This window comes from Pseudomonas sp. P4_B3 (assembly GCF_056402295.1).
The window spans coordinates 155,410-180,958 of sequence record NZ_JBFUHR010000007.1 but is presented as its reverse complement, the minus strand read 5'-3'; the positions used below and the strand labels follow the sequence as shown (position 1 = coordinate 180,958).

Genomic DNA, 25,549 nt, shown 5'->3' with positions numbered 1-25,549 from the left:
TTTTCAAGATCAAAAGATCGCAGCCTGCGGCAGCTCCTACATGGATTGCGGTGTTAGTACCCGACAGTAAACCGCTGCCGCGAATGCTTCGGCGCTTCTACTTCGTCGAGCATTGCAATCGCATAGTCGGCAAAGGTAATCCAGCTGCGCCCTTCTCTGCTCACCAGCAAATCATCCTGACCGATGCGGAATTTCCCGGTGCGCTCGCCCTCGACAAATTCGGCCGATGGCGACAGGAAGGTCCAGTCCAGTTGCTTTTCCTGACGCAGGTTAGCGAGGAACTCGGCACCGGCACTGGCTTCGGCCTTGTACGCGTCCGGAAAACCTTTGCTGTCGATCACTCGTGTACCATCCGGCAACAACAGCGAACCGGCACCGCCCACCACCAGCAAGCGTTTGACCCCGGCCTTCTTCACCGGCCCGATGACGGCGCTGGCAGGCAGGGTCGTGAAATGTGCGGCGCTGACGACTACGTCATGCCCCTCGATGGCCGCTTGCAAAGCACTGGCATCCAGAGCGTCGACGTTGCGTGTGACCAATCCGGCACGCGGGCCGATTTTCGCCGTGTTGCGGGCGATCGCGGTAACGCTGTGACCGCGACGCAGGGCTTCTTCCAGCAGTTGGCTACCGGCACGACCGGTGGCACCGATGATTGCGATTTTGCTCATGACGTTCTCCAGTTGGCTTGAAAGCATTGATATCAAAGGCCCGCTACCTCTTAAATTTATTCACCCCACTTCATCTCGCCCTTGGCGACCTTGGCGCTCAGCTCCAGGGAGCTTTCATCACCCAGGGTCGGGAAGCGCTTTTTCATCGCCGCGATCAGCGCGGCAGAATCCTTGGCCTTTGCGGTTTCCTCGTCGAAAGCCTTGATGTAAGCGGAGGTGAATTGCACTGCCGCCAGTGAGCGATCACTCACGCCCAGGTAATGCCCCGGTACCACGGTCTGCGGCTTCAGGGTTTCAATGGAGTGCAGCGTAGCCAACCAATCGGCATGGGACTGTGGCGTTTGCGTGTCAGCCATCCACACATGGATGTTTTGCGCCACCACGACACCTCCGACCACGGCCTTGATCGACGGAATCCACACGAAGCTGCGATCCGGCTGCGAGCCCTCAAGACCGACCACCTGCAATTTCTTCCCTTCGAGGTTCAGGCTGTCGCCCTTGAGCACGTCCGGCACGATGGTTTTGCCCGGCACATCGGCCCCCATTTTCGGGCCCCAGAACGCCAGTTTGCCGTCGACTGTTTGCTTGATGTGGTCAACGGTCGGCCGCGAAGCGAGGACCTTGGCCTTGGGAAACGCGGCCGTCAGGGTTTCGAGGCCGAAGTAGTAATCCGGATCGCCATGGCTGATGTAGATGGTGGTCAGTTGCTTGCCGCTGGCGCGGATCTTTTCCACCACCTGCTCGGCCTGGGATTTGCCGAACTGCGCATCCACCAGGATCGCTTCTTTCTCGCCGCTGACCAGCACCGAGGTCACCGGGAAGATGGCTTTTTCGCCGGGGTTGTAGACATCCAGCGTCAGGGTCGAGGCGGCTGCATGGGCGGCGAAACCGAAGGCCGCGCTTGYCAGCACAATGCGCTTTAAAGTGGTGAAACCGATCATCTGTTGCTCCGTTGTCCCATGGCTTTAAATGGGCGATGCGGTTCGCCCTTCGTAGGAGCTGGCTTGCCAGCGAAGCATTTCAGCGCGCCGCATTCATCCAGCCTGCACGCGTCATCGTTAACGACCTTCGCTGCGATGCGGCGACCCGACAAGCCAGCTCCTACAGGGAACAGAGCTTAGTTGCCTGACTCAGTGCAAAAAATGCGATGCTTGAACATAGTTTGTTTCTGAAAGCGGGCAAATCATGGATCGTCTTCAAGCAATGCGTGTGTTCGTCACGGTGGTCGACCTCGGCAGCCAGTCGGCCGCCGCCGATCATCTGGAGCTGTCACGACCGGTGGTTTCGCGGTATCTGGCGGAACTGGAAGACTGGGTTGGCGCGCGCCTGATGCATCGCACCACGCGCAAGTTGAGCCTTACCGCCGCCGGCAACGAGATCCTGCCCCGCTGTCGGCAGATGCTCGATTTGTCCAGCGACATGCAAGCCGCAGTCAGCGAACCGGATGACGCACCGCGCGGCCTGCTGCGGATCAGCGTCAGCACCTCCTTCGGCCAGGCACAACTGGCCGATGCCATGGCCGCCTATGTCCGACGCTACCCCGGCGTCAGCATCGACATGCAGATGCTCGACCGCACCGTGAACCTGATCGATGAGCGCATCGACCTGGCGATCCGCACCAGCAACGACCTGGACCCGAACCTGATCGCCCGCCGCCTGACGGTTTGTCGCTCGGTGATCTGCGCATCCCCCGCTTACTTGCGCGAGCACCCGGCGCCGCAACGGGTCGAGGACCTGAGCCGGCACAATTGCCTGACCCATTCCTACTTCGGCAAAAGCCTCTGGCATTTCGAGCAGGACGGCGAGCAGGTTTCAGTACCGGTGCAGGGCAACATCAGCGCCAACGAGGCCAGCACGCTGCTACGCGCAACGATCGCCGGCGCCGGGGTGGCGATGCTGCCCACGTATCAGGCCGGCGTGCACATTCACAGCGGCGAATTGATTCGCCTGCTGCCGGCGGCCGAACCACAGCAAATGAACGTGTATGCGGTGTATGCCTCACGCAAGCACATGCCAGCGGCGTTGCGCAGCTTGCTGGATTTTCTGGTGGTGAGATTTCCGGAGGAACCGGAGTGGGATGTGGGCCTGTAAACACCAACCCTGTAGGAGCTGGCTTGCCAGCGATAGCGGCGTATCAAACAACATCAGCGGTGACTGACACGCCCTCTTCGCTGGCAAGCCAGCTCCTACAAGGGTGATCAGTGTTCTGAATACCGCGCTATTGCTGGTAACTCACCGGCGCTGACCTATGCTCAAAGTAATACCGAAAGGTATTCGTTCAGAGGTCAACGCCATGAACATCAAAACAAGAAGATACCTCGCGATTTTCATCACCTGTGCGGTCACGCTCGGGCTGTATGGCGCTGCCGCCTGGCGCGTAGAGCAATTGCGCAACCTGCCCCGTGAATACGCGAGCTGTAACTTCGAGCGCTGCATCCCCCACAACGCCACCCTCAACGCCCTCCGGTAACGAAAGGGGTCAGGCTTCGTTGTCCTGATCGGCCTTCAAGCGGTCGCGGAACGCCTTGGGCGAAATCCCCACACGACGCCGGAACAGGCGCGTGAAGTTGGTCGGATCGGAAAACCCCAACACGTCGGACATTTCATAAATGGTCATGCTGGTGTAGGTCAGCAAACGCTTGGCCTCCAGCAATTGCCGTTCGTGCATGATCTGCAACGCCGGTTGCCCCGCAAGCTCACGACAGGTGCCGTTGAGGTGGGACACGGAGATCCCCAGCCGGTGCGCCAGGTCCTCGACCTTGACGTGCTGCCGATAGGTCTCTTCCACCAGCTGAATAAAGCCATTGAGGTATTCCCGGGCCCGCTGCGGTCGCGCCATGGCAGTGCGACGCTGGATCACCTGACGGCTGACCCACACCATGATCACACTGACCAGCGAATGCATGAGCATTTCCCGCGCCGGTTGATGGCTGGTGTATTCGTTCTGCAAGGCACTGAACAGGCTGTTGAGGTACTCGGCGTCCTTGCCTGCCGGGTAGCTTTCGGACTGGGCCAGGGCATTGACCGAGTGTCCCAACTGCATCTGCAGGTGGGCGATCAGCGGCGCGGCCAGGGTCACGACAAACCCTTCCACATCCTCGGAAAAGCGAAAGCCGTGCACCGACAGCGGTGGCAGGATCTGGATCGCCGGTTCCACCAGTTGCGTACGTTGGCCTTCGATTTCAAGCTCTGCCTGACCTTTGAACACGAAGAGCAACTGGCACAAATCAGCGTGGCGGTGGGGTTTGATTTCCCAATGATGTTCGCGGCTGCGTTTGGAAATGGTTTCACAGTGCAGCAAGTCCGGGGTCGGCCAATCCAGGCTTTCACCGTAGAGCTTGAACACCGGAATCGAAGGCAGGTCAGGCTTGTTCATCACTTCAATCCAGGCCTCGGAGTAGATGGCGGGCGATAATCGCACCGATTGGCAGAATGTACAGGTATCGGCTCAGTTTTCACCTTCAATTGACAGACTCGCAAGGGAAAAATGCAAGCACTCGATCCATAAAAATCATTCACCGGCCCTGGTCGCGTGAAGCTTGCGAGTCATAACAACAATGAAAACGCTGAAAACCCAAGTCGCCATCATTGGTGCCGGCCCTTCAGGCCTGTTGCTCGGCCAATTGCTGCACAACGCCGGTATCGACACCGTCATTCTAGAACGCCAGACCCCGGACTATGTGCTCGGCCGGATCCGCGCCGGCGTGCTTGAGCAAGGCATGGTAGAGCTGTTGCGCCAGGCCGGCGTGAGTCAGCGCATGGACACCGAGGGACTGGTGCATGGCGGCTTCGAACTGGCCCTCGACGGACGCCAGGTACACATCGATCTGCACGCCCTGACGGCTGGCAAAACCGTGATGATCTACGGCCAGACCGAAGTCACCCGTGACCTGATGGCCGCTCGTCGGGAGGCCGGCGCACAGACGATTTATCAAGCCGTCAACGTCGTTCCCCACGGCATGAAAACCGATGAAGCGTTTGTCACTTTTGAGCAGGACGGCGAGCTGTATCGTCTCGATTGCGACTACATCGCCGGTTGCGACGGCTTCCATGGAGTGGCGCGGCAATCGATTCCCGCCGACAGCCTGAAAGTCTTCGAACGGATCTATCCGTTCGGCTGGCTCGGGATCCTGGCCGATACTCCGCCGGTCCACGAAGAGCTGGTCTACGCCCGCCATGAGCGCGGTTTCGCCCTGTGCAGCATGCGCTCGCCGACACGCACCCGTTACTACCTGCAAGTGCCCACCAGCGATCATGTGGATAACTGGTCGGATCAACGCTTCTGGGACGAACTCAAGTCGCGACTGCCGCAAGCGTTGGCAGACAGCCTGATCACGGGCCCGTCCATCGAAAAGAGCATCGCGCCACTGCGCAGCTTCGTGGTCGAACCGATGCAATACGGTCGCATGTTCCTGGTCGGCGATGCCGCGCATATCGTCCCGCCCACCGGCGCCAAGGGCCTGAACCTGGCGGCCAGTGATGTGAGTACGCTGTTCAACATCCTGCTCAAGGTTTACCGCGAAAAACGCGCCGATTTGCTGGAGAAATATTCGGAGATCTGCCTGCGTCGGGTGTGGAAGGCCGAGCGCTTTTCCTGGTGGATGACCTCGATGCTGCACCGTTTCGATGATCACGATGCCTTCAGTCAGCGCATTGCCGAGTCGGAACTGGAGTATTTCATCGACTCCGAGGCGGGTCGCAAGACCATTGCAGAAAACTACGTCGGGCTTCCTTATGAGGCTATCGAATAGCTTCCTATCGACTTACACTGACGAGCATCCCCGCTCGCCTTGCTACTTGCGGGTCAATCACTGCCCGCAGGTTTTCCCGTGACCAATCTCCACCAGCCTGAAATGCCCAAACCCGCCATCCGCAGCGTGCTGATCGCGCTGATGCTGGCGATCTTTCTCGGGGCGCTGGACCAGACCATCGTCGCCGTTTCGATGCCGGCCATTTCCGCACAATTCAAGGACGTCAGCCTGCTGGCCTGGGTGATTTCCGGCTACATGGTGGCCATGACCGTGGCGGTGCCGATCTACGGCAAACTGGGCGACCTGTACGGGCGGCGCAAGCTGATGTTGTTCGGCATGGGCCTGTTCACCCTGGCGTCAGTGTTCTGCGGCATGGCCCAGAGCATGGAGCAACTGGTGCTGGCGCGGATCCTCCAAGGCATCGGGGCCGGCGGGATGATCTCGGTGAGCCAGGCGATCATCGGCGACATCGTGCCGCCACGGGAGCGCGGTCGTTATCAGGGCTATTTCAGCAGCATGTACGCGGTGGCCAGCGTGGCCGGCCCGGTGCTTGGCGGCTACATGACCGAATACCTGTCCTGGCGCTGGGTGTTTTTGATCAACCTGCCACTGGGCCTGGGCGCCTGGCTGGTGGCTGACCGCACGCTGGTAGGCCTGCCGATTCCGCAACGCAAACCGATCATCGATTACCTGGGCACCGTGCTGATGATCATCGGGCTGACGGCGTTGTTACTGGGCATCACGCAGGTCGGTCAGGGCCATTCGTGGCGCAGTGCCGAAGTGCTGGCGCTGCTCGCTTGTGCAGTGCTGGTGTTGGGGCTGTTTGTCGTTCACGAGCGGCGGGCACGGGAGCCGTTGTTGCCCATGCACCTGTTTGCCAACCGCAACGCGATCCTGTGCTGGTGCACGATTTTCTTCACCAGTTTCCAGGCCATCTCGCTGATCGTATTGATGCCGCTGCGCTTCCAGAGCGTCACCGGCGCCGGTGCCGACAGCGCCGCCCTGCATCTGCTGCCGCTGGCCATGGGCTTGCCGATTGGCGCGTATTTCGCCGGCCGTCGCACCTCCGTGACCGGGCGCTACAAACCGATGATCCTCACCGGTGCTGCGCTGATGCCCATCGCGATTCTCGGCATGGCGTTCAGCCCGCCGCAGGCGTTCGTCTTGAGCAGCCTGTTCATGCTGCTCTGCGGGATTGCCTCCGGCATGCAGTTCCCGACGTCATTGGTCGGCACGCAGAACTCGGTGGACCAGCGAGACATCGGCGTGGCCACCAGCACCACCAATCTATTCCGTTCGCTGGGTGGTGCGGTCGGCGTGGCGTTGATGTCGGCACTGCTGCTGGCGTTGTTGCAGGATTCGAGTTTTGCGCATCTGGCCGGCTCGTCGCTGATTGCCGAAGGCAGTTCGGGGAATGTGTTGCTGGACGGGTTGAACGCCGCACCGGGTGACGCGCAGAACGCCTTGCGTGCCGAGTTGTTGTTGACGTTCCGGCACTTGCTGACGGTCAGCGCGGCTGTTTCATTGCTGGGGCTGGCGGCGGCGATTGCCATGCCGAACATGCTGTTGCGCGGGCGCGAGGACAAGGTTCGATAGACAGACCGTACTGCGCGGCCTTCGCTGGCAAGCCAGCTCCTACAAGGACTGTGCATATCCTGTAGGAGCTGGCTTGCCAGCGAAGGTATGGATATTCAGGAAAACACGGCTTGAGACTTTTGTGGCGAGGGGGCTTGCCACAAATGTTCGGATTACTGCCGGGCGCGCAGTTGCTGCTGAAGGTTCTGGATCTGCGCCTGAAGGGTATTGATGTTGCGGGTGACCTGGCTGCGGAAGGCATCGAACTCGGCAGTGTTGGTCGAACCCTGTGCGGCGGCCGGACGGTTGTCCTGCTGGCTCTTGAGCACGATCATGTCTTGCTCGAGACGCTCGATGGCAGCGCTCGGGTTGCCTTGCTTTTTCAGCGCGGTAATGTCGGCGCCCAGGCTTTTCAGCTGTGCGTCGAGTTTTTCCGAGTCGGACGGGGTACTTTTCAAGGCGGCCAATTCAGCGCTCAAGGCTTTGACCTGGGCCTGCAACTGCATATTGTCCGTCTGATGCTCGGTGTCCTGGGCAGTCAACTGCGCCAGGCGTTTGTCCAGTTCGGTGGATTGCGCGGTCATTTGTGCCAGTCGCTTGTCCAGATCCGAGGCCTGGCCGGCAACACCTTGCTGCTGGGCGCCCTGGTCCTTGAGTTTGCTTTCCAGCTGGCGGATTTGCAGCTTCAAGGCCTCGCTGTCGGTGGTGACACTGGTCTGGCTGGCAACGACCTTTCCGGAAATGTCCTGCAGGCGCCCAGCCGCTTCCTCACTGATCCGCGCGAAACTTTCCTGGGTCGCCACCAATTGCTGTTCCATCAGGGAAATCTGCTGAAAACTCCACCAGGCCAGGCCCGCGAACGCAAAGATCAATGCCCCGACCAACGCCCACAGTGGGCCAGTGCTCGCCGCCTTGACCCTCACCACCGGCGCCGTGCGCGAATGCACGACCGTGCGGGCAGTGGGTGGAAAGTCGTCGTCGAGAACATCTGCACGCAGGCTCGGTACTTCGTCGAAGTCGTCGTTGGCATCGTTACGCATAGACATTGAATCAACCTTAGTGAAACAAATGATGGCTTTATGCCGCGCAGTATAAACCCCACAGCCGTAACCATTGACCCCCAAGCCCCGTATCCGGTTCAGTAAGGAGTCGTTGTTCGGGCATCAGCGAATATCCTGGGCCTTCCACCAGCCACAGAACTCATCGAGGGCCGTCCAGAGGCTGACCTTGGGATCGTAATCCAGATAATGCCGGGCGCGGCTGATGTCCAGGGTGAAATTTTTGTTCATGACCTGCATGCCCAGACGCGACAGCGTCGGCTCGGGACGCCCCGGCCACAACTTGCACACACCCTCGTTGAGCGCCGCCACGCTGTAGGCCAGACCGTAGGAACGGTGACGGGTTACCTGTGGAACCTCCATGTTGCGCATGACGTAATTGACCACGTCCCACAACGGAATCGGCGTGCCGTTGCTGATGTTATAAGCCTTGCCCAACGCGGAACCGCTGGCCAGCAAACTGCTGAGCAACGCTTCGTTGAGGTTTTGCACGCTGGTGAAATCAACTTTGTTCAGACCGTTGCCGATGATCGCCAGGCGCCCCTTGCGCTGCATGTTCAACAGGCGCGGAAAGATGCTCATGTCGCCGGCCCCGGTGACGAAACGCGGGCGCAGGGCCAGGGTTTCGAGGCCGAACTCCTGGGCGCCGAAGACTTTTTGCTCGGCCAGGTACTTAGTGGCGGCGTAAGGGTGCTTGAAGCGTTTGGGCACCTGTTCTTCGCTCAGGCCCTGGTGATCGCGACCATCGAAGTAGATCGACGGCGACGACAAATGCACCAGCCGCCGTACCCGTTGCTTCAGGCAGGCCTCGACCACGTTCTCAGTGACCTGGACATTGCCCTGATGGAAGTCCTGATAACGCCCCCACAAACCGACGGCACCGGCGCAATGCACCACGGCCTCGACGTCCGAACACAGTTCGCGAGCCAGTTCCGGGTCGCTCAAGTCACCCTGGATGAACTCGGCTCCCCGGCGTACCAGATGCTCCACACTCTCGGCCCGGCGACCGTTGACCCGCACGTCCAGGCCCTGCTCCAGGGCAAAACGCGCAAAGCGCCCGCCGATGAAGCCGCTTGCGCCGGTAACCAGAATCTTCATGAATTGCTCCGAATTTTTCGTTTTGCGTATTACGTGAGGTCTTGACGCTGCGCGTCAGTCCAAGGGCACCAGCCATTGCTTCGATGCGCGTACCAATTGATCGGTGAGCAGCCCCAGCAGCTGGCCGCCATTACGCCAATGATGCCAGTACAACGGCACATCGATCGGCTTATCTGGCAGCAGCTCCTGCAATACGCCCCTTTCCAGTTGCTCGCGTACCTGCAGTTCCGGAACCAGCCCCCAACCCAGCCCGGCTTCCGTCAGACGAATGAAACCTTCGGAGGACGGGCATAAATGGTGTTCGAAACCGCCCTCGACGCCGAGGGACGCAAGGTACCGATGCTGCAGGAAATCGTCCGGGCCAAACACCAGCGCCGGGGTGCGGGCCAACTGATCGGCCCGTACGCCCTGCGGAAAGTGCCGGGCAATAAAGGCGGGGCTGGCCAGTGCCCGGTAACGCATGGCCCCCAGCAGCACGCTGCGCGCACCCGCCACCGGGCGCTCGCTGGCGCAGACGCAGGCCGCCACTTCACCGGCGCGCATGCGCTTGAGGCCGACGGTCTGGTCTTCGACCACCAGATCCATCAACAGATGCTGTTCCGCGCAAAACGCCCCCACGGCCTGCGCCCACCAAGTGGCCAGGCTGTCGGCGTTCAGGGCGATCCGCAGGCGCTCCGGCAGGCCCTCTTCATCCAGCGCCGGCACCAGGCTTTGCAAATCCCGTTCAAGCAAGCGCACCTGCTGCACGTGGTTGAGCAGCCGTCGACCGATTTCCGTCGGCGTTGGCGGTGTAGTCCGCACCAGTACCGGTTGGCCGACCCGCGCTTCCAGTAGTTTGATACGTTGGGAAATTGCCGATTGCGACAGGCCCAGCACTTGGGCCGCCCGTTCAAAACCGGCCTGTTCAACCACGGCGGCCAGGGCAGAAAGCAATTTATAGTCGAACATCAGTTTTCCTAATGAGCGATCAGCAAGATTGGTTTTTCTTATACAGCCTTCACAAGGACAATGACCAGCAAGAACTCTTGAACAAGGATCACCCACATGGCTGGCGAAACTTCATTGGCAGCGCTGCTGCGCAGTATGAGCCCGCAACTCAACGCCGGCGAATACGTGTTCTGCACCCTGCGTGACGGCAAGTTGCCCAAGGATCTGGAGATTGTCGGCAGCTTCCGCGAGCAGGAAGGCCTGACCGTGATTCTCGAACGCTCCCACGCCGAAAAAGCCGGTTTCAGCTTCGACTACATCGCCGCCTGGATCACCTTGAACGTACATTCGGCCCTCGAAGCCGTCGGCCTGACCGCCGCGTTCGCCACGGCATTGGGCCAGGCCGGAATCAGCTGCAACGTGATTGCCGGCTACTACCACGACCATTTGTTTGTCGGCCAGGCCGACGCCGACCGTGCCCTGCAGGTGCTGCGGGATCTGGCAGCCAACGCGGAGTAAATAATCATGTGGCAAAGTTATGTGAACGGGCTGCTCGTGGCCTTCGGCCTGATCATGGCGATCGGCACCCAGAATGCGTTTGTCCTGGCGCAAAGCCTGCGGCGTGAACATCACCTGCCGGTGGCGGCGCTCTGCGTGGCCTGCGATGCCCTGTTGGTGGCCGCCGGGGTATTTGGCCTGGCGACGGTGCTGGCGCAGAACCCGACGCTGCTGGCCATCGCCCGTTGGGGTGGCGCAGCGTTTCTGTTGTGGTACGGCAGCCAGGCACTGCGCCGAGCCTTTTCGAAGCAGAGTCTTGAGCAAGGCGAGCACCAGACCGTACGCTCGCTGCGGGCCGTAATGCTCAGTGCGCTGGCGGTGACGTTGCTCAACCCGCACGTTTATCTGGACACCGTTTTGCTGATCGGCTCCCTGGGCGCACAACAAACCGAGCCCGGCGCTTATGTAGTCGGCGCGGCCAGCGCCTCGCTGCTTTGGTTTTTCACCCTGGCGCTCGGTGCGGCATGGCTGGCACCGTGGCTCGCCCGCCCCAGCACCTGGCGAATTCTCGATCTGTTGGTGGCTATGATGATGTTTGCCGTAGCGCTCCAGTTGATCGCGGCCAGCTGATTCGCGGAACCTCTATTCCACACAGTTGTTGCGTGGTTATGCCGCCCCCCCGGTGCTATGATCCGACTCCCTGCGCCGCAAAGAGTACAAACTCCCCGGCGCTTGTCTGGCCGCCCGTGATCGGCCTTGCGCTCACCGCAACTGACCTGATTAGGAGAATCATCATGGCTTTCGAATTGCCGCCACTGCCGTACGCACACGATGCCCTGCAGCCGCACATCTCCAAGGAAACCCTGGAGTTCCACCACGACAAGCACCACAACACCTACGTCGTGAACCTGAACAACCTGGTGCCAGGCACCGAGTTCGAAGGCAAGACCCTGGAAGAAATCGTCAAGACTTCCTCGGGCGGTATCTTCAACAACGCCGCTCAGGTCTGGAACCACACTTTCTACTGGAACTGCCTGGCGCCAAACGCCGGCGGTCAACCAACCGGCGCTCTGGCTGAAGCCATCAACGCGGCTTTCGGTTCGTTCGACAAGTTCAAGGAAGAGTTCAGCAAGACGTCCATCGGTACCTTCGGTTCCGGTTGGGGCTGGCTGGTGAAGAAGGCTGACGGTTCCCTGGCCCTGGCCAGCACCATCGGCGCCGGCAACCCGCTGACCAACGGCGACACCCCGCTACTGACCTGCGACGTCTGGGAACACGCTTACTACATCGACTACCGCAACCTGCGTCCAAAGTATGTCGAAGCGTTCTGGAACCTGGTCAACTGGAAATTCGTGGCTGAGCAGTTCGAAGGCAAAACCTTCACCGCTTAAGCTCGACGCCAGTCAAAAGAACCCGGCTTATGCCGGGTTTTTTTATGGAAGGATATGAGCAACGGGACGGTGGCGATCGTTCCGCCGCCTTCGCGAGCAAGCCTGCCAACTACCGTGGATCGACGTTATCCAACGCGCGATTCACCGCCAGTTCCGCCAGCATGATGATCTGCGCAATGACCAACGCCGTGTTGCGCTGGGGGCCGGTCAGGAAGGTGGCGAAATCACTCGCCATGACGTTGGCCGAAGCCAGTGACTCACAAGCGTGGGCCAGCAGGGATTCGGTATCCATGTCCGGGACGATCATGAACATGGTGTTGGGGGTGTAGGGTTTGGCTGTATTTAAGGGCGGATCGGGGATTAACTTATCCACTGAAATATTCCTATGCGGTGGGTGCCACCCATTGCCGTTCTCACACGGCAAAGAGGTGGCAGCTATGTGCGAGGTGAGAAAACCGGTCATAGGCACCCGGCCAGACAAAAGTCTGCCCGCACACAGCCGCCATAACGCATTTACAAACAGCGGATAAGCTGGCGGCAATTATGCGGATACTGGCACTGGATGACTATGACTTGCCGGGTTCTCACACCCGATCGCTGAGTTTTCAGCGACAGTCAGAGGCTATTGAGTCCGCTTCCGACGGGCAACCTGAAAACTGCGTGGGAAACTTCTGGCGCTTTCCTACACCGCGTTAACCCGCAAAACGTAACACGGAGGTCCCTGGCAGCATTCCCACGCGGGAGCGTGGGAACGATCAGCTTAGAGGCGTGGAAATTGGTCGGCTGGCAGGCCGCCATCGCTGGCAAGCCAGCTCCTACAGGGATTGGGGACATCTGCAAAAACCGGGTCGGCTGGCAGACCTGGTTCTTCATGCGTACGCATTTCCCTGTAGGAGCTGTCGAGTGCAACGAGGCTGCGATCTTTTGGCTTTATTACTTACAAACAAGATCAAGAGATCGCAGCCTTCGGCAGCTCCTACGGAGTAATACATCCGCGAAATCAGGTCGGCTATCTGGCCGCCTGAGCGAGCAACCCAGGACAATTTCCCACGATGAAACAAGTCTTGCCCCCCTTGCCCCAACGCCACGGACGACTAACATCAAACAAAAGGAAAATATCTCCACCCCCGCCCCTCAAGTTGAAGGACTCGACAACCGACACAGTGCTAATAGGCTAACTCGTCAAGACAACTGCAAATCGGCCAAGCTGCAGGCAAAATCCCCCAAGGATGATTGTCACTTTGACTGCCATCACGGGATTGCCAATACTCATGGCAACTTGATGCTACCCGCACGGAACAAGGAATAACCCTTTGAAGCTGGAACTCAAGAACAGCTTGTCGGTGAAGTTGCTGCGGGTCGTGCTCCTGTCGGCATTGATCGTCGGCGTGGTCTTGAGCTGCGCTCAGATTGTGTTCGATGCCTATAAAACACGCCAGGCCGTCGCCAGCGATGCCCAGCGTATCCTCGACATGTTTCGCGACCCCTCGACCCAGGCTGTCTATAGCCTGGACCGGGAAATGGGCATGCAGGTCATCGAAGGCCTGTTTCAGGACGACGCCGTGCGCCAGGCCTCCATCGGCCATCCCAACGAAGCCATGCTCGCGCAAAAAAACCGCGAGTTGCAGCACTCCCACAGTCGCTGGCTGACCGACCCGATTCTTGGCAAGGAACGCACCTTCACCACCCAACTGGTCGGTCGCGGGCCTTACAGCGAGTATTACGGCGATCTGAGCATCACCCTCGATACCGCCACTTACGGCCAGGGGTTCATTGTCAGCTCGGTGATCATCTTCATTTCCGGCGTACTGCGCGCGCTCGCCATGGGGCTGGTGTTGTATCTGGTCTATCACTGGCTGCTGACCAAGCCGCTGTCGCGGATCATCGAGCACCTCACGGAAATCAATCCGGATCGTCCCAGCGAGCACAAGATTCCGCTGCTCAAGGGCCACGAGAAAAACGAACTGGGCATCTGGATCAACACCGCCAACCAGTTGCTCGAATCCATCGAACGCAATACCCATCTGCGCCACGAAGCCGAAAACAGCCTGTTGCGCATGTCCCAGTACGATTTCCTGACGGGACTGCCGAACCGGCAGCAACTGCAGCAGCAACTGGACAAGATCCTCATCGACGCCGGCAAACTGCAGCGCCGGGTCGCGGTGTTGTGTGTCGGCCTCGATGACTTCAAGGGCATCAACGAGCAGTTCAGCTACCAGACCGGCGACCAGTTGTTGCTGGCCCTGGCCGATCGCCTGCGCGGTCATAGCGGTCGCCTGGGCGCCCTCGCCCGCCTCGGTGGCGACCAGTTCGCCCTGGTCCAGGCCGATATCGAGCAGCCCTACGAAGCCGCCGAACTGGCGCAAAGCATTCTTGATGATCTGGAAGCGGCGTTTGCCCTCGACCATCAGGAGATCCGCCTGCGCGCCACCATCGGCATCACTCTGTTCCCCGAGGACGGCGACAGTACCGAGAAGTTGCTGCAAAAGGCCGAGCAGACCATGACGCTGGCCAAGACCCGTTCGCGCAACCGCTATCAGTTCTATATCGCCAGCGTCGACACCGAAATGCGCCGCCGCCGCGAGCTGGAAAAAGACCTGCGCGATGCACTGATCCGCAATCAGTTCTACCTCGTCTACCAGCCGCAGATCAGCTATCGCGATAACCGCGTGGTGGGCGTCGAAGCCCTGATTCGCTGGCAACACCCCGAGCACGGTATGGTACCGCCAGACCTGTTCATCCCGCTGGCCGAACAGAATGGCACCATCATTGCCATCGGCGAATGGGTGCTTGACCAGGCCTGCAAACAATTACGCGAGTGGCATGACCAGGGCTTCAGCGACCTGCGCATGGCGGTAAACCTGTCCACGGTTCAATTGCACCACGCCGAACTGCCACGGGTGGTCAACAACCTGCTGCAGATGTATCGCCTGCCACCACGCAGCCTGGAGCTGGAAGTCACCGAAACCGGTCTGATGGAAGACATCAGCACGGCGGCCCAGCACCTGCTCAGCCTGCGCCGCTCCGGCGCGCTGATCGCCATCGATGACTTTGGCACCGGCTATTCATCCTTGAGCTATCTGAAGAGCCTGCCGCTGGACAAGATCAAGATTGACAAGAGCTTCGTTCAGGACCTGCTCGATGACGACGACGATGCGACCATCGTTCGGGCCATCATCCAGCTGGGCAAGAGCCTCGGCATGCAGGTGATTGCCGAAGGCGTGGAAACCGCCGAGCAAGAGGCCTACATCATCTCCGAAGGCTGCCACGAAGGTCAGGGCTATCACTACAGCAAACCGTTGCCAGCACGGGAACTGGGCGCTTACCTGAAGCAGGCCCAACGCAGCAATGCGGCTATTTTGTAGAAAATAAAAAGATCGCAGCCTCGTTTCACTCGACAGCTCCTACATGAACCGCGCGCTTGTGTAGGAGCTGTCGAGTGAAACGAGGCTGCGATCTTTTGATCTACGACACAACTCCCACCTGAATAAGAAATATTTACAGGTACAACCCTTTACACAGAATGCGAAAGATTTGCATTATGTCGCAGTTTTGCGTGCGCATAGCACCACTCCACCCCTTATCGAAGCAGGATGTTCGCCATGATTCGTATGCCTCTGGCTACCGCCAGTCTGTTGGCCATCGCTATTTCCCTCGCCGGTTGCGGCGAAGGTAAAGACCAAGAAAAAGCTGCTGCGCCAGCTGCCAGCACTGCGGCTGCCCCGGCTGCGCCTGCCGCTGCCGGTAAAGTCGACGAAGCCGCCGCCAAAGCCGTTGTCGCCCATTACGCCGACATCGTTTTCGCCGTTTACAGCGATGCCGAATCCACCGCGAAGACCCTGCAAACCGCCGTCGACGCCTTCCTCGCCAAACCGAACGACGACACCCTGAAAGCCGCCAAGGCTGCCTGGGTTGCCGCTCGCGTGCCTTACCTGCAGAGCGAAGTGTTCCGCTTCGGCAACACCATCATTGACGACTGGGAAGGTCAGCTGAACTCCTGGCCGCTGGACGAAGGCCTGATCGACTACGTCGACAAATCCTACGAACACGCCCTGGGCAACCCGGGCGCCACTGCCAACATCATCGCCAACACTGAAGTGCAGATCGGCGAAGACAAGGTCGATGTCAAAGACATCACCCCGGAAAAACTCGCCAGCCTGAACGAGCTGGGCGGTTCCGAGGCCAACGTCGCCACCGGTTACCACGCCATCGAATTCCTGCTCTGGGGCCAGGACCTGAACGGCACCGGCCCTGGCGCCGGCAACCGTCCGGCTTCGGACTACCTGGAAGGCAAAGGCGCCACTGGCGGTCACAACGATCGTCGTCGTGCCTACCTGAAAGCCGTGACCCAACTGCTGGTCAGCGACCTGGAAGAAATGGTCGGTAACTGGAAGCCAAACGTGGCCGACAACTACCGCGCCACCCTGGAAGCGGAACCGGCTGAAACCGGCCTGCGCAAAATGCTGTTCGGCATGGGCAGCCTGTCCCTGGGCGAACTGGCGGGCGAGCGCATGAAGGTTTCCCTGGAAGCCAACTCCCCGGAAGACGAACAGGATTGCTTCAGCGACAACACCCACAACTCGCACTTCTACGATGCCAAGGGCATTCGTAACGTGTACCTGGGCGAATACTCCCGTGTCGACGGCACCAAAATGACTGGCGCCAGCCTGTCGTCCCTGGTGGCCAAGGCTGATCCGGCTGCTGACACCGCACTGAAAGACGACCTGGCTGCTACCGAAGCCAAGATCCAGATCATGGTCGACCACGCCAACAAGGGTGAGCACTACGACCAGTTGATCGCCGCTGGCAACACCGCGGGCAACCAGATCGTCCGCGACGCTATCGCGTCCTTGGTCAAGCAGACCGGTTCGATCGAAGCCGCTGCAGGCAAACTGGGCATCAACGACCTGAACCCGGACAACGCTGATCACGAATTCTGATCAACGCTGGCTGAGTGAGTAATAAGGCGACCTTCGGGTCGCCTTTTTCATATCTGCCATACACAGCCCATTGTGGGAGCGAGCCTGCTCGCGATGGGGCCGTGTCAGTCGACATCAGTTTTGGATGACACACCGCAATCGCGAGCAGGCTCGCTCCCACAGGGTTCAGGGTTGGCCGCGACAATTGCCCCACATCAAGCAAACGATAATTCCTCTTATTCAAATTCCCATCCCCTGTTAGACTTTGCGCCCTTGTTTTGCTCGTCTTGCAGGATGTCTGATGCCCTCGCTGCCTCTTCGCTTGTCCGCACTGTTTCTGGCCCTGGGCCTGAGTGCCTGCGATGACGCCCCGAAATTCACCCAGGCCGAACCTGGTGAAGCCCGCTCCGGCGGCAGTGCGACGGTGCGCAAGACCGATCAGAATGCGTTTTCCATGCCCTCGGCGAATCTGCCGCCGTCACGGCGCGTGGATTTCAGCGTCGGCAACAGCTTCTTCCGCAGCCCTTGGGTGATCGCCCCGTCGACGACGACCGCCCGCGATGGCCTCGGTCCACTGTTCAACACCAATGCCTGCCAGGGCTGCCACATCAAGGACGGCCGCGGCCATCCGCCGACTCCCGACGATGTGAACGCCGTGTCGATGCTGGTACGCCTGTCGATTCCCGACGCCCCGGTGTATGCCAAGGTCATCGAACAGCTCGGCGTGGTGCCGGAGCCCGTCTACGGCGGTCAGTTCCAGGACATGTCCGTCCCCGGCGTGGCGCCCGAAGGCAAAGTGCGGGTCGATTACACCGCCGTGCCGGTTCGCTTCAAGGATGGCACCGAAGTCGAATTGCGCAAACCGAGCCTGAACATCACCCAGCTGGGCTACGGCCCGATGCACCCCGACACCCGTTTTTCGGCCCGCGTGGCGCCACCGATGATTGGCCTGGGTCTGCTCGAAGCGATCCCCGAGGAGGCCATCCTGGCCAACGCCGAGGCACAGGCCAAGGCGAACAACGGCATCAGCGGACGACCGAACCGGGTCTGGGATGATGCCCAGCAAAAGACCGTACTGGGGCGATTTGGCTGGAAAGCCGGACAACCGAACCTCAACCAACAGAATGTCCACGCGTTTTCGGGTGATATGGGCCTCACGACCAGCCTGAGACCCTTTGATGACTGCACGGACGCGCAAACGGCTTGCAAACAAGCACCCAGTGGCAACGGCCCGAATGGCGAGCCGGATGTCAGCGACAACATCCTGCGCCTGGTGCTGTTCTACAGCCGGAACCTCGCCGTACCAGCCCGTCGTGGCGTCAACGCACCTGAAGTGCTGGCCGGCAAGTCCCTGTTTTATCAGGCGGGCTGCCAGTCCTGTCACACTCCGAAATACACCACCGCCGCCAACGCCGCCGAACCTGAACTGGCCAATCAAGTGATTCGCCCGTACAGCGATCTGCTGCTGCATGACATGGGCGACGGCCTGGCCGACAACCGTAGCGAATTCCAGGCCAGCGGCCGCCAATGGCGTACCCCGCCATTGTGGGGCATCGGCCTGACACAGGCGGTCAGCGGCCACACCCAGTTCCTGCACGACGGCCGCGCTCGCAACCTGCTCGAAGCCGTGCTCTGGCATGGCGGCGAGGCGACAGCGGCGCAGCAACAGGTTTTGTCTTTCGATGCCGAGCAACGCGCTGCGTTGCTGGCGTTCCTGAATTCCCTTTAACACGTATTCCACTCGCGGGAGCCCGACATGTTCCGTCCCAAACTGTTGTTCACCAGCCTTGCCGCACTCGCCCTGGGCGCCTGCTCGCCCCAGGACCCACAAGCGGTCACGTCGTCGGCTATCGCCAAGTCGGTGATCCTGCCGACCTACACCCGCTGGGTTGAAGCCGACCGTCAATTGGCGGTCAGCGCCCTCGCCTACTGCGAAGGCAAGGAAACCCTGGAAACCGCTCGTGCCGATTTCCTGCACGCGCAAAAAGCCTGGGCCGAACTGCAACCGCTGCTGATCGGGCCATTAGCCGAAGGCAACCGTTCGTGGCAAGTACAGTTCTGGCCGGACAAGAAAAACCTGGTCGGTCGTCAGGTCGAACAACTGGTTACCGCCCAGCCGCAAATCGATGCCGCCGCCCTGGCCAAGTCCAGCGTTGTGGTACAGGGTCTTTCGGCCTACGAATACATTCTGTTCGACAGCAAGCCTGACGTGGCCAACGCTGAGCAGAAGGCCAGATACTGCCCGCTGCTGGTCGCCATCGGTGAGCGCCAGAAACAGTTGGCCGAAGACATTCTGCAAACCTGGAACAACACCGACGGCATGCTCGCGCAAATGAGCAAATTCCCGAACCAGCGCTACGCGGACTCCCACGAAGCGATCGCCGATCTGCTGCGTGTGCAAGTCACAGCCATCGACACCCTGAAGAAAAAACTCGGCACGCCGATGGGCCGCCAGACCAAGGGTGTGCCGCAACCGTTCCAGGCCGATGCATGGCGTAGCCAGTCGTCCCTGGCCAGCCTCGAAGCCAGCCTCGCGGCCGCCAAGACAGTCTGGGAAGGTGTGGATAACAAAGGCCTGCGCAGCCTGTTGCCGAGCGAGCAGAAACCATTGGCCGACAAGATCGATGCCGCCTACGCCGCCTCGCTGAAACTGTTCGCCGGCAACCAACGCTCGCTGACCGAAATGCTCGGCGACGACGCCGGCCGCCAACAGCTCAACGACCTGTACGAAAGCCTCAACGTCGTCCATCGCCTGCACGAGGCCGATCTGGCCAAGGCACTGGGCATCCAACTGGGCTTCAACGCCAACGACGGTGACTGATGAGGGCCAGTTCCATGCTGCGACGCCAGATTCTGACATTAGGTAGTTTGCTGCTGGGTGCAGTGACGCTGGGCGGCTGGAAGCTGTTCAAGCAAAAGGACCAGAGTCCGTTGTTGCTTTCGGCACGGGACGATACCGACGGCCAGCATTACGCCGTCGGTTATCGCCTGGATGGCTCCCAAGTGTTCGCCACCCGGGTCGGCCAGCGTTGCCACGACATCATCAACCACCCGACACTGCCGATTGCACTGTTCGTCGCTCGCCGTCCGGGCACCGAGAGCTACCTGATCGACCTGCGCGACGGCGTGCTCCTGCAAACCGTGGTGTCACAGCCAAACCGGCACTTCTACGGACACGCGGTCATTCACCACAGCGGTGACTGGCTGTACGCCACCGAAAACGACACCACCGATCCGGGTCGCGGCCTGCTCGGCGTGTACAAATTCGAGGGTGAACGGCTGGTGCACAGCGGTGAGATTTCCACCCACGGCCTCGGTCCCCATCAGGTGTCGTGGATGCCCGATGGCGAAACCCTGGTGGTGGCCAACGGCGGGATTCGCACCGAGGCCGAAAGCCGGGTGGAGATGAACCTCAACGCCATGGAACCGAGCCTGGTCCTGATGCAACGTGACGGCACCCTGCTGAGCAAGGAAACCCTCGCCCAGCAGATGAACAGCGTGCGCCATCTGGCCATCGCCAGCGACGGCACCATCGTCGCCAGCCAGCAGTTCATGGGCGCGGCCCACGAGTCGTCGGAGTTGCTGGCGATCAAGCGGCCCGGTCAGCCCTTCGTCGCGTTCCCGGTGCCCGAGCACCAGTTGCAGGCCATGGGGCACTACACCGCCAGCGTCGCGGTACACAGCGACTTGCGCCTGGTGGCGTTGACTGCGCCGCGGGGCAACCGCTTTTTCATCTGGGACCTGGACAGCGGTGAAGTACGCCTGGATGCGCCTCTGCCCGATTGCGCCGGGGTCGGCGCCGTGGCCGATGGTTTTGTCGTGACCTCGGGTCAGGGTCGCTGCCGCTACTACGACTGTCGCCAGACAAACCTTGTTGCAAAACCGCTGGAGCTACCCGCCGGGCTCTGGGACAACCATCTGCATCTGATGGCGTAAATCATTGAAAAGATCGCCGCCTTGGGCCGCGCCTGCGAGATGACGAACATCCCGCAGGCGCGGCCCAAGGCGGCGAATCTTTTCAGGCTTTCACCCCTCTAATACCTCACAACATGTAAAAACGGCAGTTGGATTACCCTCTACACTCCCGGTAATGTGCCCCGCTGTCTCACCTGATTCTCTCCAAGGAACTGGATATGCTGCGTCGCCGCATGCTGATCATGTTGGGTGTCGTTCTACTGATTGTGCTGGTCCTGGCCGCGTACAAAGCCTTCTCGATCTACACGATGGTTCAAGGCTACTCTGCGCCCAGACCGGCCATCAGCGTTGCCGTGGCCACCGCCACCGAGCGCCCATGGCAAGCCCGCCTGCCTAGCGTTGGCACGCTCAAGGCATTGCAAGGCGTGGACCTGAGCCTGGAGACCGATGGCACCGTCATCGATTTGCAGTTCGAGTCAGGGCAAAAGGTCAAGGCCGGTCAACCACTCCTGCGCCTCGACAGCGCCGTGGAAAGTGCCCTGCTGGAAACTGCTCTGGCCGACCTCGGGCTGGCACAGCTCGATTACGGTCGCGGTAGCCAACTGGTCGGCAGCCAGGCGATTTCCAAAGGCGAGTTCGACCGGCTTTCGGCGGTGCTGAAAAAAAGCAAGGCCACGGTCAATCAACTCAAGGCTGCGCTCGGCAAAAAAAGCATCGTCGCGCCCTTCAGCGGCACCATCGGCATTCGTCAGGTAGACGTTGGCGACTATCTTGCCAGCGGCACCATGATCGCCACCCTGCAAGACCTCAGTAGCCTGTATGTCGACTTTTTTGTGCCCGAGCAGTCGGTGCCGAAGATTGCTCTCGGCCAGCCAGTGCAGGTCATTGTCGCGGCGTATCCGACCCAGGAGTACCCCGGCACCATCAGTGCAATCAACCCCAAAGTCGAGAACAGCACCCGTAACGTGCAGGTCCGCGCCGCCCTGGCCAACCCCGATGGCAAGTTGATGCCAGGCATGTTCGCCAGCCTCCAGGTGCTCCTGCCCGACCCGCAACCGCGCATCGTGGTACCGGAAAGCGCGATTACCTACACGCTCTACGGCAACTCGGTGTATGTGGCCGTACCAAAGAAGGCCGAAGATGGCAGCCCGGAAAAGGACGACAAGGGCCAGCCGGTGCTGATCGCCGAACGGCGTTTTGTCGAAACCGGCGAACGCCGCGATGGGCAAGTGATGATCACCAAAGGCGTGCAGAGCGGCGAGAAAGTGGTGACCGCCGGCCAGCTCAAACTGGACAACGGCGCACACATTGCCATCAGCGACGACAAGACCCTGGCCGAGCGGAACAGCCCGCCACGCGCGGACTGATCAAGGAATCCCCATGGCTTTTACCGACCCGTTCATCCGCCGCCCGGTTCTCGCAACCGTGGTCAGCCTGCTGATTGTGCTGCTGGGCTTCCAGGCCTGGGGCAAGCTGCCCCTGCGCCAGTATCCGCAAATGGAAAACGCCCTGATCACGGTGACCACCGCCTACCCCGGGGCCAACGCCGAGACCATCCAGGGCTACATCACCCAACCGATGCAGCAAAGCCTGGCCAGCGCCGAGGGCATCGACTACATGACCTCGGTGAGTCGCCAGAACTTTTCGGTGATCTCGATCTACGCGCACGTCGGCTCCAACAGCGACCGTCTGTTTACCGAACTGCTGGCCAAGGCCAACGAGGTCAAGAGCCAGCTGCCCCAGGACGCTGAAGACCCGGTGCTGAGCAAACAATCTGCCGATGCGTCAGTGCTGATGTACATGAGCTTTTTCAGCAAGGAATTGAGCAACCCGCAGATTACCGATTACCTGTCGCGGGTGATCCAGCCGAAACTGGCAACCTTGCCCGGCATGGCCGAAGCCGAGATCCTCGGCAACCAGGTCTTTGCCATGCGCCTATGGCTGGACCCGATGAAGCTCTCTGGTTTCGGCCTCAGTGCCAGCGATGTGACCAACGCGGTGCGCCAGTACAACTTCCTCTCGGCCGCCGGCGAGGTGAAAGGCGAATACGTGGTCACCAGCATCAACGCCAATACCGAACTCAAGTCCGCCGAAGCCTTCGGGGCGATTGCGCTCAAGGTCGATGGCGACAGCCGTGTGTTGCTGCGCGATGTGGCGCGTGTGGAAATGGGTGCGGAAAACTACGACACCATCAGCTCGTTCGGTGGCACCCCTTCGGTGTACATCGGCATCAAGGCGACGCCCGGTGCCAACCCGCTGGAAGTGATCAAGGAAGTGCGCAAGATCATGCCGGACCTGGAGGCCCAGCTACCGCCGAACCTCAAGGGTGAGATCGCCTACGACGCCACCCTGTTCATCCAGGCCTCGATCGACGAAGTGGTGAAAACCCTGTTCGAAGCGGTGCTGATCGTGATCGTGGTGGTGTTCCTGTTCCTCGGCGCCCTGCGTTCGGTGGTGATCCCGGTGGTGACCATCCCGCTGTCGATGATCGGCGTCATGTTCTTCATGCAGATGATGGGGTACTCCATCAACCTGCTCACCCTGCTGGCAATGGTATTGGCCATCGGCCTGGTGGTGGACGACGCCATCGTGGTGGTGGAAAACATTCATCGCCACATCGAGGAAGGCAAGACACCGCTCGACGCCGCCATTGAAGGCGCCCGGGAAATCGCCATGCCGGTGGTCTCGATGACCATCACCCTGGCCGCGGTATATGCACCGATCGGCTTCCTGACCGGCCTGACCGGGGCGCTGTTCAAGGAGTTCGCCCTGACCCTGGCCGGCGCGGTGGTGATTTCCGGTATCGTCGCCCTGACCCTGTCGCCGATGATGTGTGCGTTTCTGCTGCGCCACGACGAGAACCCCAGTGGCCTGGCCCATCGCCTGGACATGATTTTCGAAAGACTCAAGCGCCGCTACCAGAGCCTGCTTCACGGCACCCTAAACACCCGGCCGGTGGTGCTGGTGTTCGCCGTGATCGTGTTGTGCCTGATTCCGGTCTTTCTCAAATTCACCAAATCGGAACTGGCGCCGGATGAGGACCAGGGCATCATTTTCATGATAGCCAACGCCCCGCAACCGACCAACCTCGACTACCTGAACACCTACACCGACGAGTTCATCTCGATCTTCAAGGCGTTTCCGGAGTACTACTCGTCCTTCCAGATCAACGGTTTCAACGGCGTACAATCGGGTATCGGCGGTTTCCTGCTCAAGCCGTGGAACGAGCGCAGTCGCACGCAAATGGCGATCCTGCCCAAGGTGCAGGCCAAACTGGAAAAGATCACGGGGTTGCAGATTTTCGGCTTCAACCTGCCGTCCCTGCCGGGCACCGGCGAAGGTGTGCCGTTCCAGTTCGTCATCAACTCCGCCAACGATTACGAGTTGCTGCTGCAGGTGGCCGACCGGGTAAAAAAACGGGCGAAGGAATCCGGCAAGTTTGCGTTTGTCCACGTTGACCTGGCCTTCGACAAGCCGGAAGTGGTGGTGGATATCGACCGCGCCAAGGCCGCGCAGATGGGGGTTTCCATGCAGGATCTGGGGGGAACCCTGGCGACCCTGCTGGGTGAAGCCGAGATCAACCGTTTCACCATTGAAGGTCGCAGCTACAAAGTCATTGCCCAGGTCGAACGGCCGTTCCGTGACAATCCGGACTGGCTGAACAATTACTACGTGAAAAACACCAAGGGCGAGCTGTTGGCATTGTCGACCCTGATCACCATCACCGACCGTGCTCGACCGCGACAACTGAACCAGTTCCAGCAACTCAACTCGGCCATCCTGTCCGGAGTACCGCTGGTGAGCATGGGGGAAGCCATCGACCTCGTGCGCCAGATCGCCCGGGAAGAGGCACCCGCCGGCTTTGCCTTCGACTACGCCGGAGCATCGAGGCAGTACGTTCAGGAAGGCAGTGCCCTATGGGTCACCTTTGCCTTGGCACTGGCGATCATTTTCCTGGTGCTGGCGGCCCAGTTCGAAAGCTTCCGCGACCCGCTGGTGATCCTGGTCACCGTGCCCCTGTCCATCTGCGGCGCATTGATTCCGCTGTTCCTGGGTTGGTCGAGCATGAACATCTACACCCAGGTCGGGTTGGTGACGTTGATCGGGCTGATCAGCAAGCACGGCATTCTGATCGTCCAGTTCGCCAACCAGCTACGCAAGGACAAGGGCCTGACGGCACGGGAAGCGGTAGAGGAAGCGGCGGCCATCCGGCTGCGACCGGTCTTGATGACCACCGCGGCGATGGTGTTCGGCATGGTGCCATTGATCATCGCCACCGGTGCTGGCGCAGTCAGCCGGTTCGACATCGGCACGGTCATCGCGACGGGCATGTCGATCGGCACGTTGTTCACCCTGTTTGTGTTGCCCTGCATCTACACGTTGCTGGCCAAACCCGATAAACCTCAAGAATAATCATAACCTTGTGGGAGCAGCGATGCGGCGATCCGACTTGCTCCTGCACCGGGCAATAAAAAAAAAGGCCTCGCATCAGCGAGGCCTTTCATTTGGGCTTCAATCGGTTCAATTTTGCGGCCTCAATCCTTGAGAAAGTCCGAACATGAACAACAACAGATCATGATCGGGTCGAGTGGCCACGGATGCCTTTGCAACCCGTGGCAATGGACAATGTTCTTCTGCGCTTATCGAGCTGAGAACCCGGGGGCGCGGTTGCTCCCAGGTTGCCATCGCGATTGATGCAACTGCCAAGGCTCCTACCAGAAACAAACCTCGTGCAATTTCGAGTTTCAT

At 60.2% G+C, this 25,549-nt stretch carries 22 protein-coding genes; 14 read left to right on the top strand and 8 right to left on the bottom strand.

Features of this window, described 5'->3' with window-relative positions; genetic code table 11:
• Positions 1-53: 53 nt before the first annotated feature.
• Complete coding sequence (locus AC1DWG_RS09640) at positions 54-668, bottom strand: NAD(P)-dependent oxidoreductase (protein WP_477762734.1); 615 nt, start codon at positions 666-668, stop codon at positions 54-56.
• Positions 669-724: 56 nt separating this feature from the next.
• On the bottom strand, positions 725-1,609 hold the full coding sequence (locus AC1DWG_RS09635) for an MBL fold metallo-hydrolase (RefSeq protein WP_477787699.1): 885 nt from the start codon (positions 1,607-1,609) through the stop codon (positions 725-727).
• 244 nt (positions 1,610-1,853) lie between these two features.
• Here AC1DWG_RS09635 and AC1DWG_RS09630 point away from each other — a divergent pair, with 244 nt between their 5' ends.
• A complete protein-coding gene (locus AC1DWG_RS09630) occupies positions 1,854-2,759 on the top strand; it encodes a LysR family transcriptional regulator (RefSeq protein ID WP_477787698.1) in 906 nt (301 codons plus the stop codon).
• A gap of 202 nt (positions 2,760-2,961) precedes the next feature.
• Positions 2,962-3,138 carry a hypothetical protein gene (locus AC1DWG_RS09625; RefSeq protein WP_162837843.1) on the top strand — a complete coding sequence of 59 codons (177 nt, stop codon included), beginning with the start codon at positions 2,962-2,964 and terminating at the stop codon, positions 3,136-3,138.
• 9 nt (positions 3,139-3,147) lie between these two features.
• On the opposite strand, the gene AC1DWG_RS09620 is transcribed toward AC1DWG_RS09625, so the two are convergent.
• Entirely contained in the window at positions 3,148-4,044 is an 897-nt protein-coding gene (locus AC1DWG_RS09620) for a helix-turn-helix domain-containing protein (RefSeq protein ID WP_477752668.1), read from the bottom strand.
• Between the two features lie 181 nt (positions 4,045-4,225).
• Between AC1DWG_RS09620 and pobA the strand changes: the two genes are divergently transcribed.
• Positions 4,226-5,419 carry a 4-hydroxybenzoate 3-monooxygenase gene (pobA, locus tag AC1DWG_RS09615; RefSeq protein WP_477787697.1) on the top strand — a complete coding sequence of 398 codons (1,194 nt, stop codon included), beginning with the start codon at positions 4,226-4,228 and terminating at the stop codon, positions 5,417-5,419.
• A gap of 78 nt (positions 5,420-5,497) precedes the next feature.
• The gene (locus AC1DWG_RS09610) at positions 5,498-7,015 is read left to right on the top strand and encodes an MDR family MFS transporter (RefSeq protein WP_477787696.1); all 1,518 of its coding nucleotides are present in this window, start codon (positions 5,498-5,500) and stop codon (positions 7,013-7,015) included.
• Between the two features lie 152 nt (positions 7,016-7,167).
• On the opposite strand, the gene AC1DWG_RS09605 is transcribed toward AC1DWG_RS09610, so the two are convergent.
• From AC1DWG_RS09605 to AC1DWG_RS09595, 3 genes are all read right to left on the bottom strand, one after another.
• Positions 7,168-8,040, bottom strand: a complete 873-nt coding sequence (locus AC1DWG_RS09605; protein ID WP_477762730.1) for an ATPase — start codon at positions 8,038-8,040, stop codon at positions 7,168-7,170.
• 117 nt (positions 8,041-8,157) lie between these two features.
• Positions 8,158-9,150, bottom strand: a complete 993-nt coding sequence (locus tag AC1DWG_RS09600) for an NAD-dependent epimerase/dehydratase family protein (protein WP_477752672.1) — start codon at positions 9,148-9,150, stop codon at positions 8,158-8,160.
• Between the two features lie 54 nt (positions 9,151-9,204).
• Positions 9,205-10,098, bottom strand: a complete 894-nt coding sequence (locus AC1DWG_RS09595) for a LysR family transcriptional regulator ArgP (protein ID WP_477752673.1) — start codon at positions 10,096-10,098, stop codon at positions 9,205-9,207.
• A gap of 96 nt (positions 10,099-10,194) precedes the next feature.
• Here AC1DWG_RS09595 and AC1DWG_RS09590 point away from each other — a divergent pair, with 96 nt between their 5' ends.
• From AC1DWG_RS09590 to AC1DWG_RS09580, 3 genes are all read left to right on the top strand, one after another.
• Complete coding sequence (locus tag AC1DWG_RS09590; RefSeq protein WP_477787695.1) at positions 10,195-10,596, top strand: ACT domain-containing protein; 402 nt, start codon at positions 10,195-10,197, stop codon at positions 10,594-10,596.
• 6 nt (positions 10,597-10,602) lie between these two features.
• Positions 10,603-11,205, top strand: a complete 603-nt coding sequence (locus AC1DWG_RS09585; protein ID WP_477762728.1) for a LysE/ArgO family amino acid transporter — start codon at positions 10,603-10,605, stop codon at positions 11,203-11,205.
• Between the two features lie 164 nt (positions 11,206-11,369).
• Positions 11,370-11,966 (top strand): superoxide dismutase, encoded by a 597-nt coding sequence (locus AC1DWG_RS09580; protein WP_008022038.1) that lies wholly within the window; start codon positions 11,370-11,372, stop codon positions 11,964-11,966.
• Between the two features lie 109 nt (positions 11,967-12,075).
• Here the strand turns inward: AC1DWG_RS09580 and AC1DWG_RS09575 are convergent, their stop codons facing one another.
• A complete protein-coding gene (locus AC1DWG_RS09575; RefSeq protein ID WP_477787694.1) occupies positions 12,076-12,339 on the bottom strand; it encodes a DUF6124 family protein in 264 nt (87 codons plus the stop codon).
• A gap of 940 nt (positions 12,340-13,279) precedes the next feature.
• Here AC1DWG_RS09575 and AC1DWG_RS09570 point away from each other — a divergent pair.
• The 7 genes from AC1DWG_RS09570 (at position 13,280) to AC1DWG_RS09540 (ending at position 25,213) form a co-directional block, all read left to right on the top strand.
• Positions 13,280-15,331: a putative bifunctional diguanylate cyclase/phosphodiesterase gene (locus tag AC1DWG_RS09570; protein ID WP_477762726.1), complete on the top strand. Its 2,052-nt coding sequence runs from the start codon at positions 13,280-13,282 to the stop codon at positions 15,329-15,331.
• Positions 15,332-15,568: 237 nt separating this feature from the next.
• Positions 15,569-16,906 (top strand): imelysin family protein, encoded by a 1,338-nt coding sequence (locus tag AC1DWG_RS09565; RefSeq protein ID WP_477762725.1) that lies wholly within the window; start codon positions 15,569-15,571, stop codon positions 16,904-16,906.
• A gap of 280 nt (positions 16,907-17,186) precedes the next feature.
• Complete coding sequence (locus tag AC1DWG_RS09560) at positions 17,187-18,614, top strand: di-heme oxidoreductase family protein (RefSeq protein ID WP_477787693.1); 1,428 nt, start codon at positions 17,187-17,189, stop codon at positions 18,612-18,614.
• Between the two features lie 27 nt (positions 18,615-18,641).
• Positions 18,642-19,706, top strand: coding sequence for an imelysin family protein (locus AC1DWG_RS09555; RefSeq protein WP_477787692.1), 1,065 nt, complete (start codon positions 18,642-18,644; stop codon positions 19,704-19,706).
• A 14-nt stretch (positions 19,707-19,720) separates the two neighbouring features.
• Positions 19,721-20,821 (top strand): DUF1513 domain-containing protein, encoded by a 1,101-nt coding sequence (locus tag AC1DWG_RS09550; protein ID WP_477787691.1) that lies wholly within the window; start codon positions 19,721-19,723, stop codon positions 20,819-20,821.
• A gap of 197 nt (positions 20,822-21,018) precedes the next feature.
• The gene (locus AC1DWG_RS09545; protein ID WP_477752681.1) at positions 21,019-22,167 is read left to right on the top strand and encodes an efflux RND transporter periplasmic adaptor subunit; all 1,149 of its coding nucleotides are present in this window, start codon (positions 21,019-21,021) and stop codon (positions 22,165-22,167) included.
• Positions 22,168-22,180: 13 nt separating this feature from the next.
• Positions 22,181-25,213, top strand: coding sequence for a multidrug efflux RND transporter permease subunit (locus AC1DWG_RS09540; protein ID WP_477787690.1), 3,033 nt, complete (start codon positions 22,181-22,183; stop codon positions 25,211-25,213).
• A 108-nt stretch (positions 25,214-25,321) separates the two neighbouring features.
• On the opposite strand, the gene AC1DWG_RS09535 is transcribed toward AC1DWG_RS09540, so the two are convergent.
• Entirely contained in the window at positions 25,322-25,549 is a 228-nt protein-coding gene (locus AC1DWG_RS09535) for a hypothetical protein (RefSeq protein WP_477752683.1), read from the bottom strand.

Bases quoted from the DNA above. Each gene is read 5' to 3' on its own strand.
- AC1DWG_RS09640 (WP_477762734.1), bottom strand. From the start codon at position 668: ATGAGCAAAATCGCAATCATCGGTGCCACCGGTCGTGCCGGTAGCCAA.
- AC1DWG_RS09630 (WP_477787698.1), top strand. From the start codon at position 1,854: ATGGATCGTCTTCAAGCAATGCGTGTGTTCGTCACGGTGGTCGACCTC.
- AC1DWG_RS09625 (WP_162837843.1), top strand. From the start codon at position 2,962: ATGAACATCAAAACAAGAAGATACCTCGCGATTTTCATCACCTGTGCG.
- AC1DWG_RS09620 (WP_477752668.1), bottom strand. From the start codon at position 4,044: ATGAACAAGCCTGACCTGCCTTCGATTCCGGTGTTCAAGCTCTACGGT.
- pobA (WP_477787697.1), top strand. From the start codon at position 4,226: ATGAAAACGCTGAAAACCCAAGTCGCCATCATTGGTGCCGGCCCTTCA.
- AC1DWG_RS09605 (WP_477762730.1), bottom strand. From the start codon at position 8,040: ATGTCTATGCGTAACGATGCCAACGACGACTTCGACGAAGTACCGAGC.
- AC1DWG_RS09600 (WP_477752672.1), bottom strand. From the start codon at position 9,150: ATGAAGATTCTGGTTACCGGCGCAAGCGGCTTCATCGGCGGGCGCTTT.
- AC1DWG_RS09595 (WP_477752673.1), bottom strand. From the start codon at position 10,098: ATGTTCGACTATAAATTGCTTTCTGCCCTGGCCGCCGTGGTTGAACAG.
- AC1DWG_RS09590 (WP_477787695.1), top strand. From the start codon at position 10,195: ATGGCTGGCGAAACTTCATTGGCAGCGCTGCTGCGCAGTATGAGCCCG.
- AC1DWG_RS09585 (WP_477762728.1), top strand. From the start codon at position 10,603: ATGTGGCAAAGTTATGTGAACGGGCTGCTCGTGGCCTTCGGCCTGATC.
- AC1DWG_RS09580 (WP_008022038.1), top strand. From the start codon at position 11,370: ATGGCTTTCGAATTGCCGCCACTGCCGTACGCACACGATGCCCTGCAG.
- AC1DWG_RS09565 (WP_477762725.1), top strand. From the start codon at position 15,569: ATGATTCGTATGCCTCTGGCTACCGCCAGTCTGTTGGCCATCGCTATT.
- AC1DWG_RS09560 (WP_477787693.1), top strand. From the start codon at position 17,187: ATGCCCTCGCTGCCTCTTCGCTTGTCCGCACTGTTTCTGGCCCTGGGC.
- AC1DWG_RS09555 (WP_477787692.1), top strand. From the start codon at position 18,642: ATGTTCCGTCCCAAACTGTTGTTCACCAGCCTTGCCGCACTCGCCCTG.
- AC1DWG_RS09550 (WP_477787691.1), top strand. From the start codon at position 19,721: ATGCTGCGACGCCAGATTCTGACATTAGGTAGTTTGCTGCTGGGTGCA.
- AC1DWG_RS09545 (WP_477752681.1), top strand. From the start codon at position 21,019: ATGCTGCGTCGCCGCATGCTGATCATGTTGGGTGTCGTTCTACTGATT.
- AC1DWG_RS09540 (WP_477787690.1), top strand. From the start codon at position 22,181: ATGGCTTTTACCGACCCGTTCATCCGCCGCCCGGTTCTCGCAACCGTG.
- AC1DWG_RS09535 (WP_477752683.1), bottom strand. From the start codon at position 25,549: ATGAAACTCGAAATTGCACGAGGTTTGTTTCTGGTAGGAGCCTTGGCA.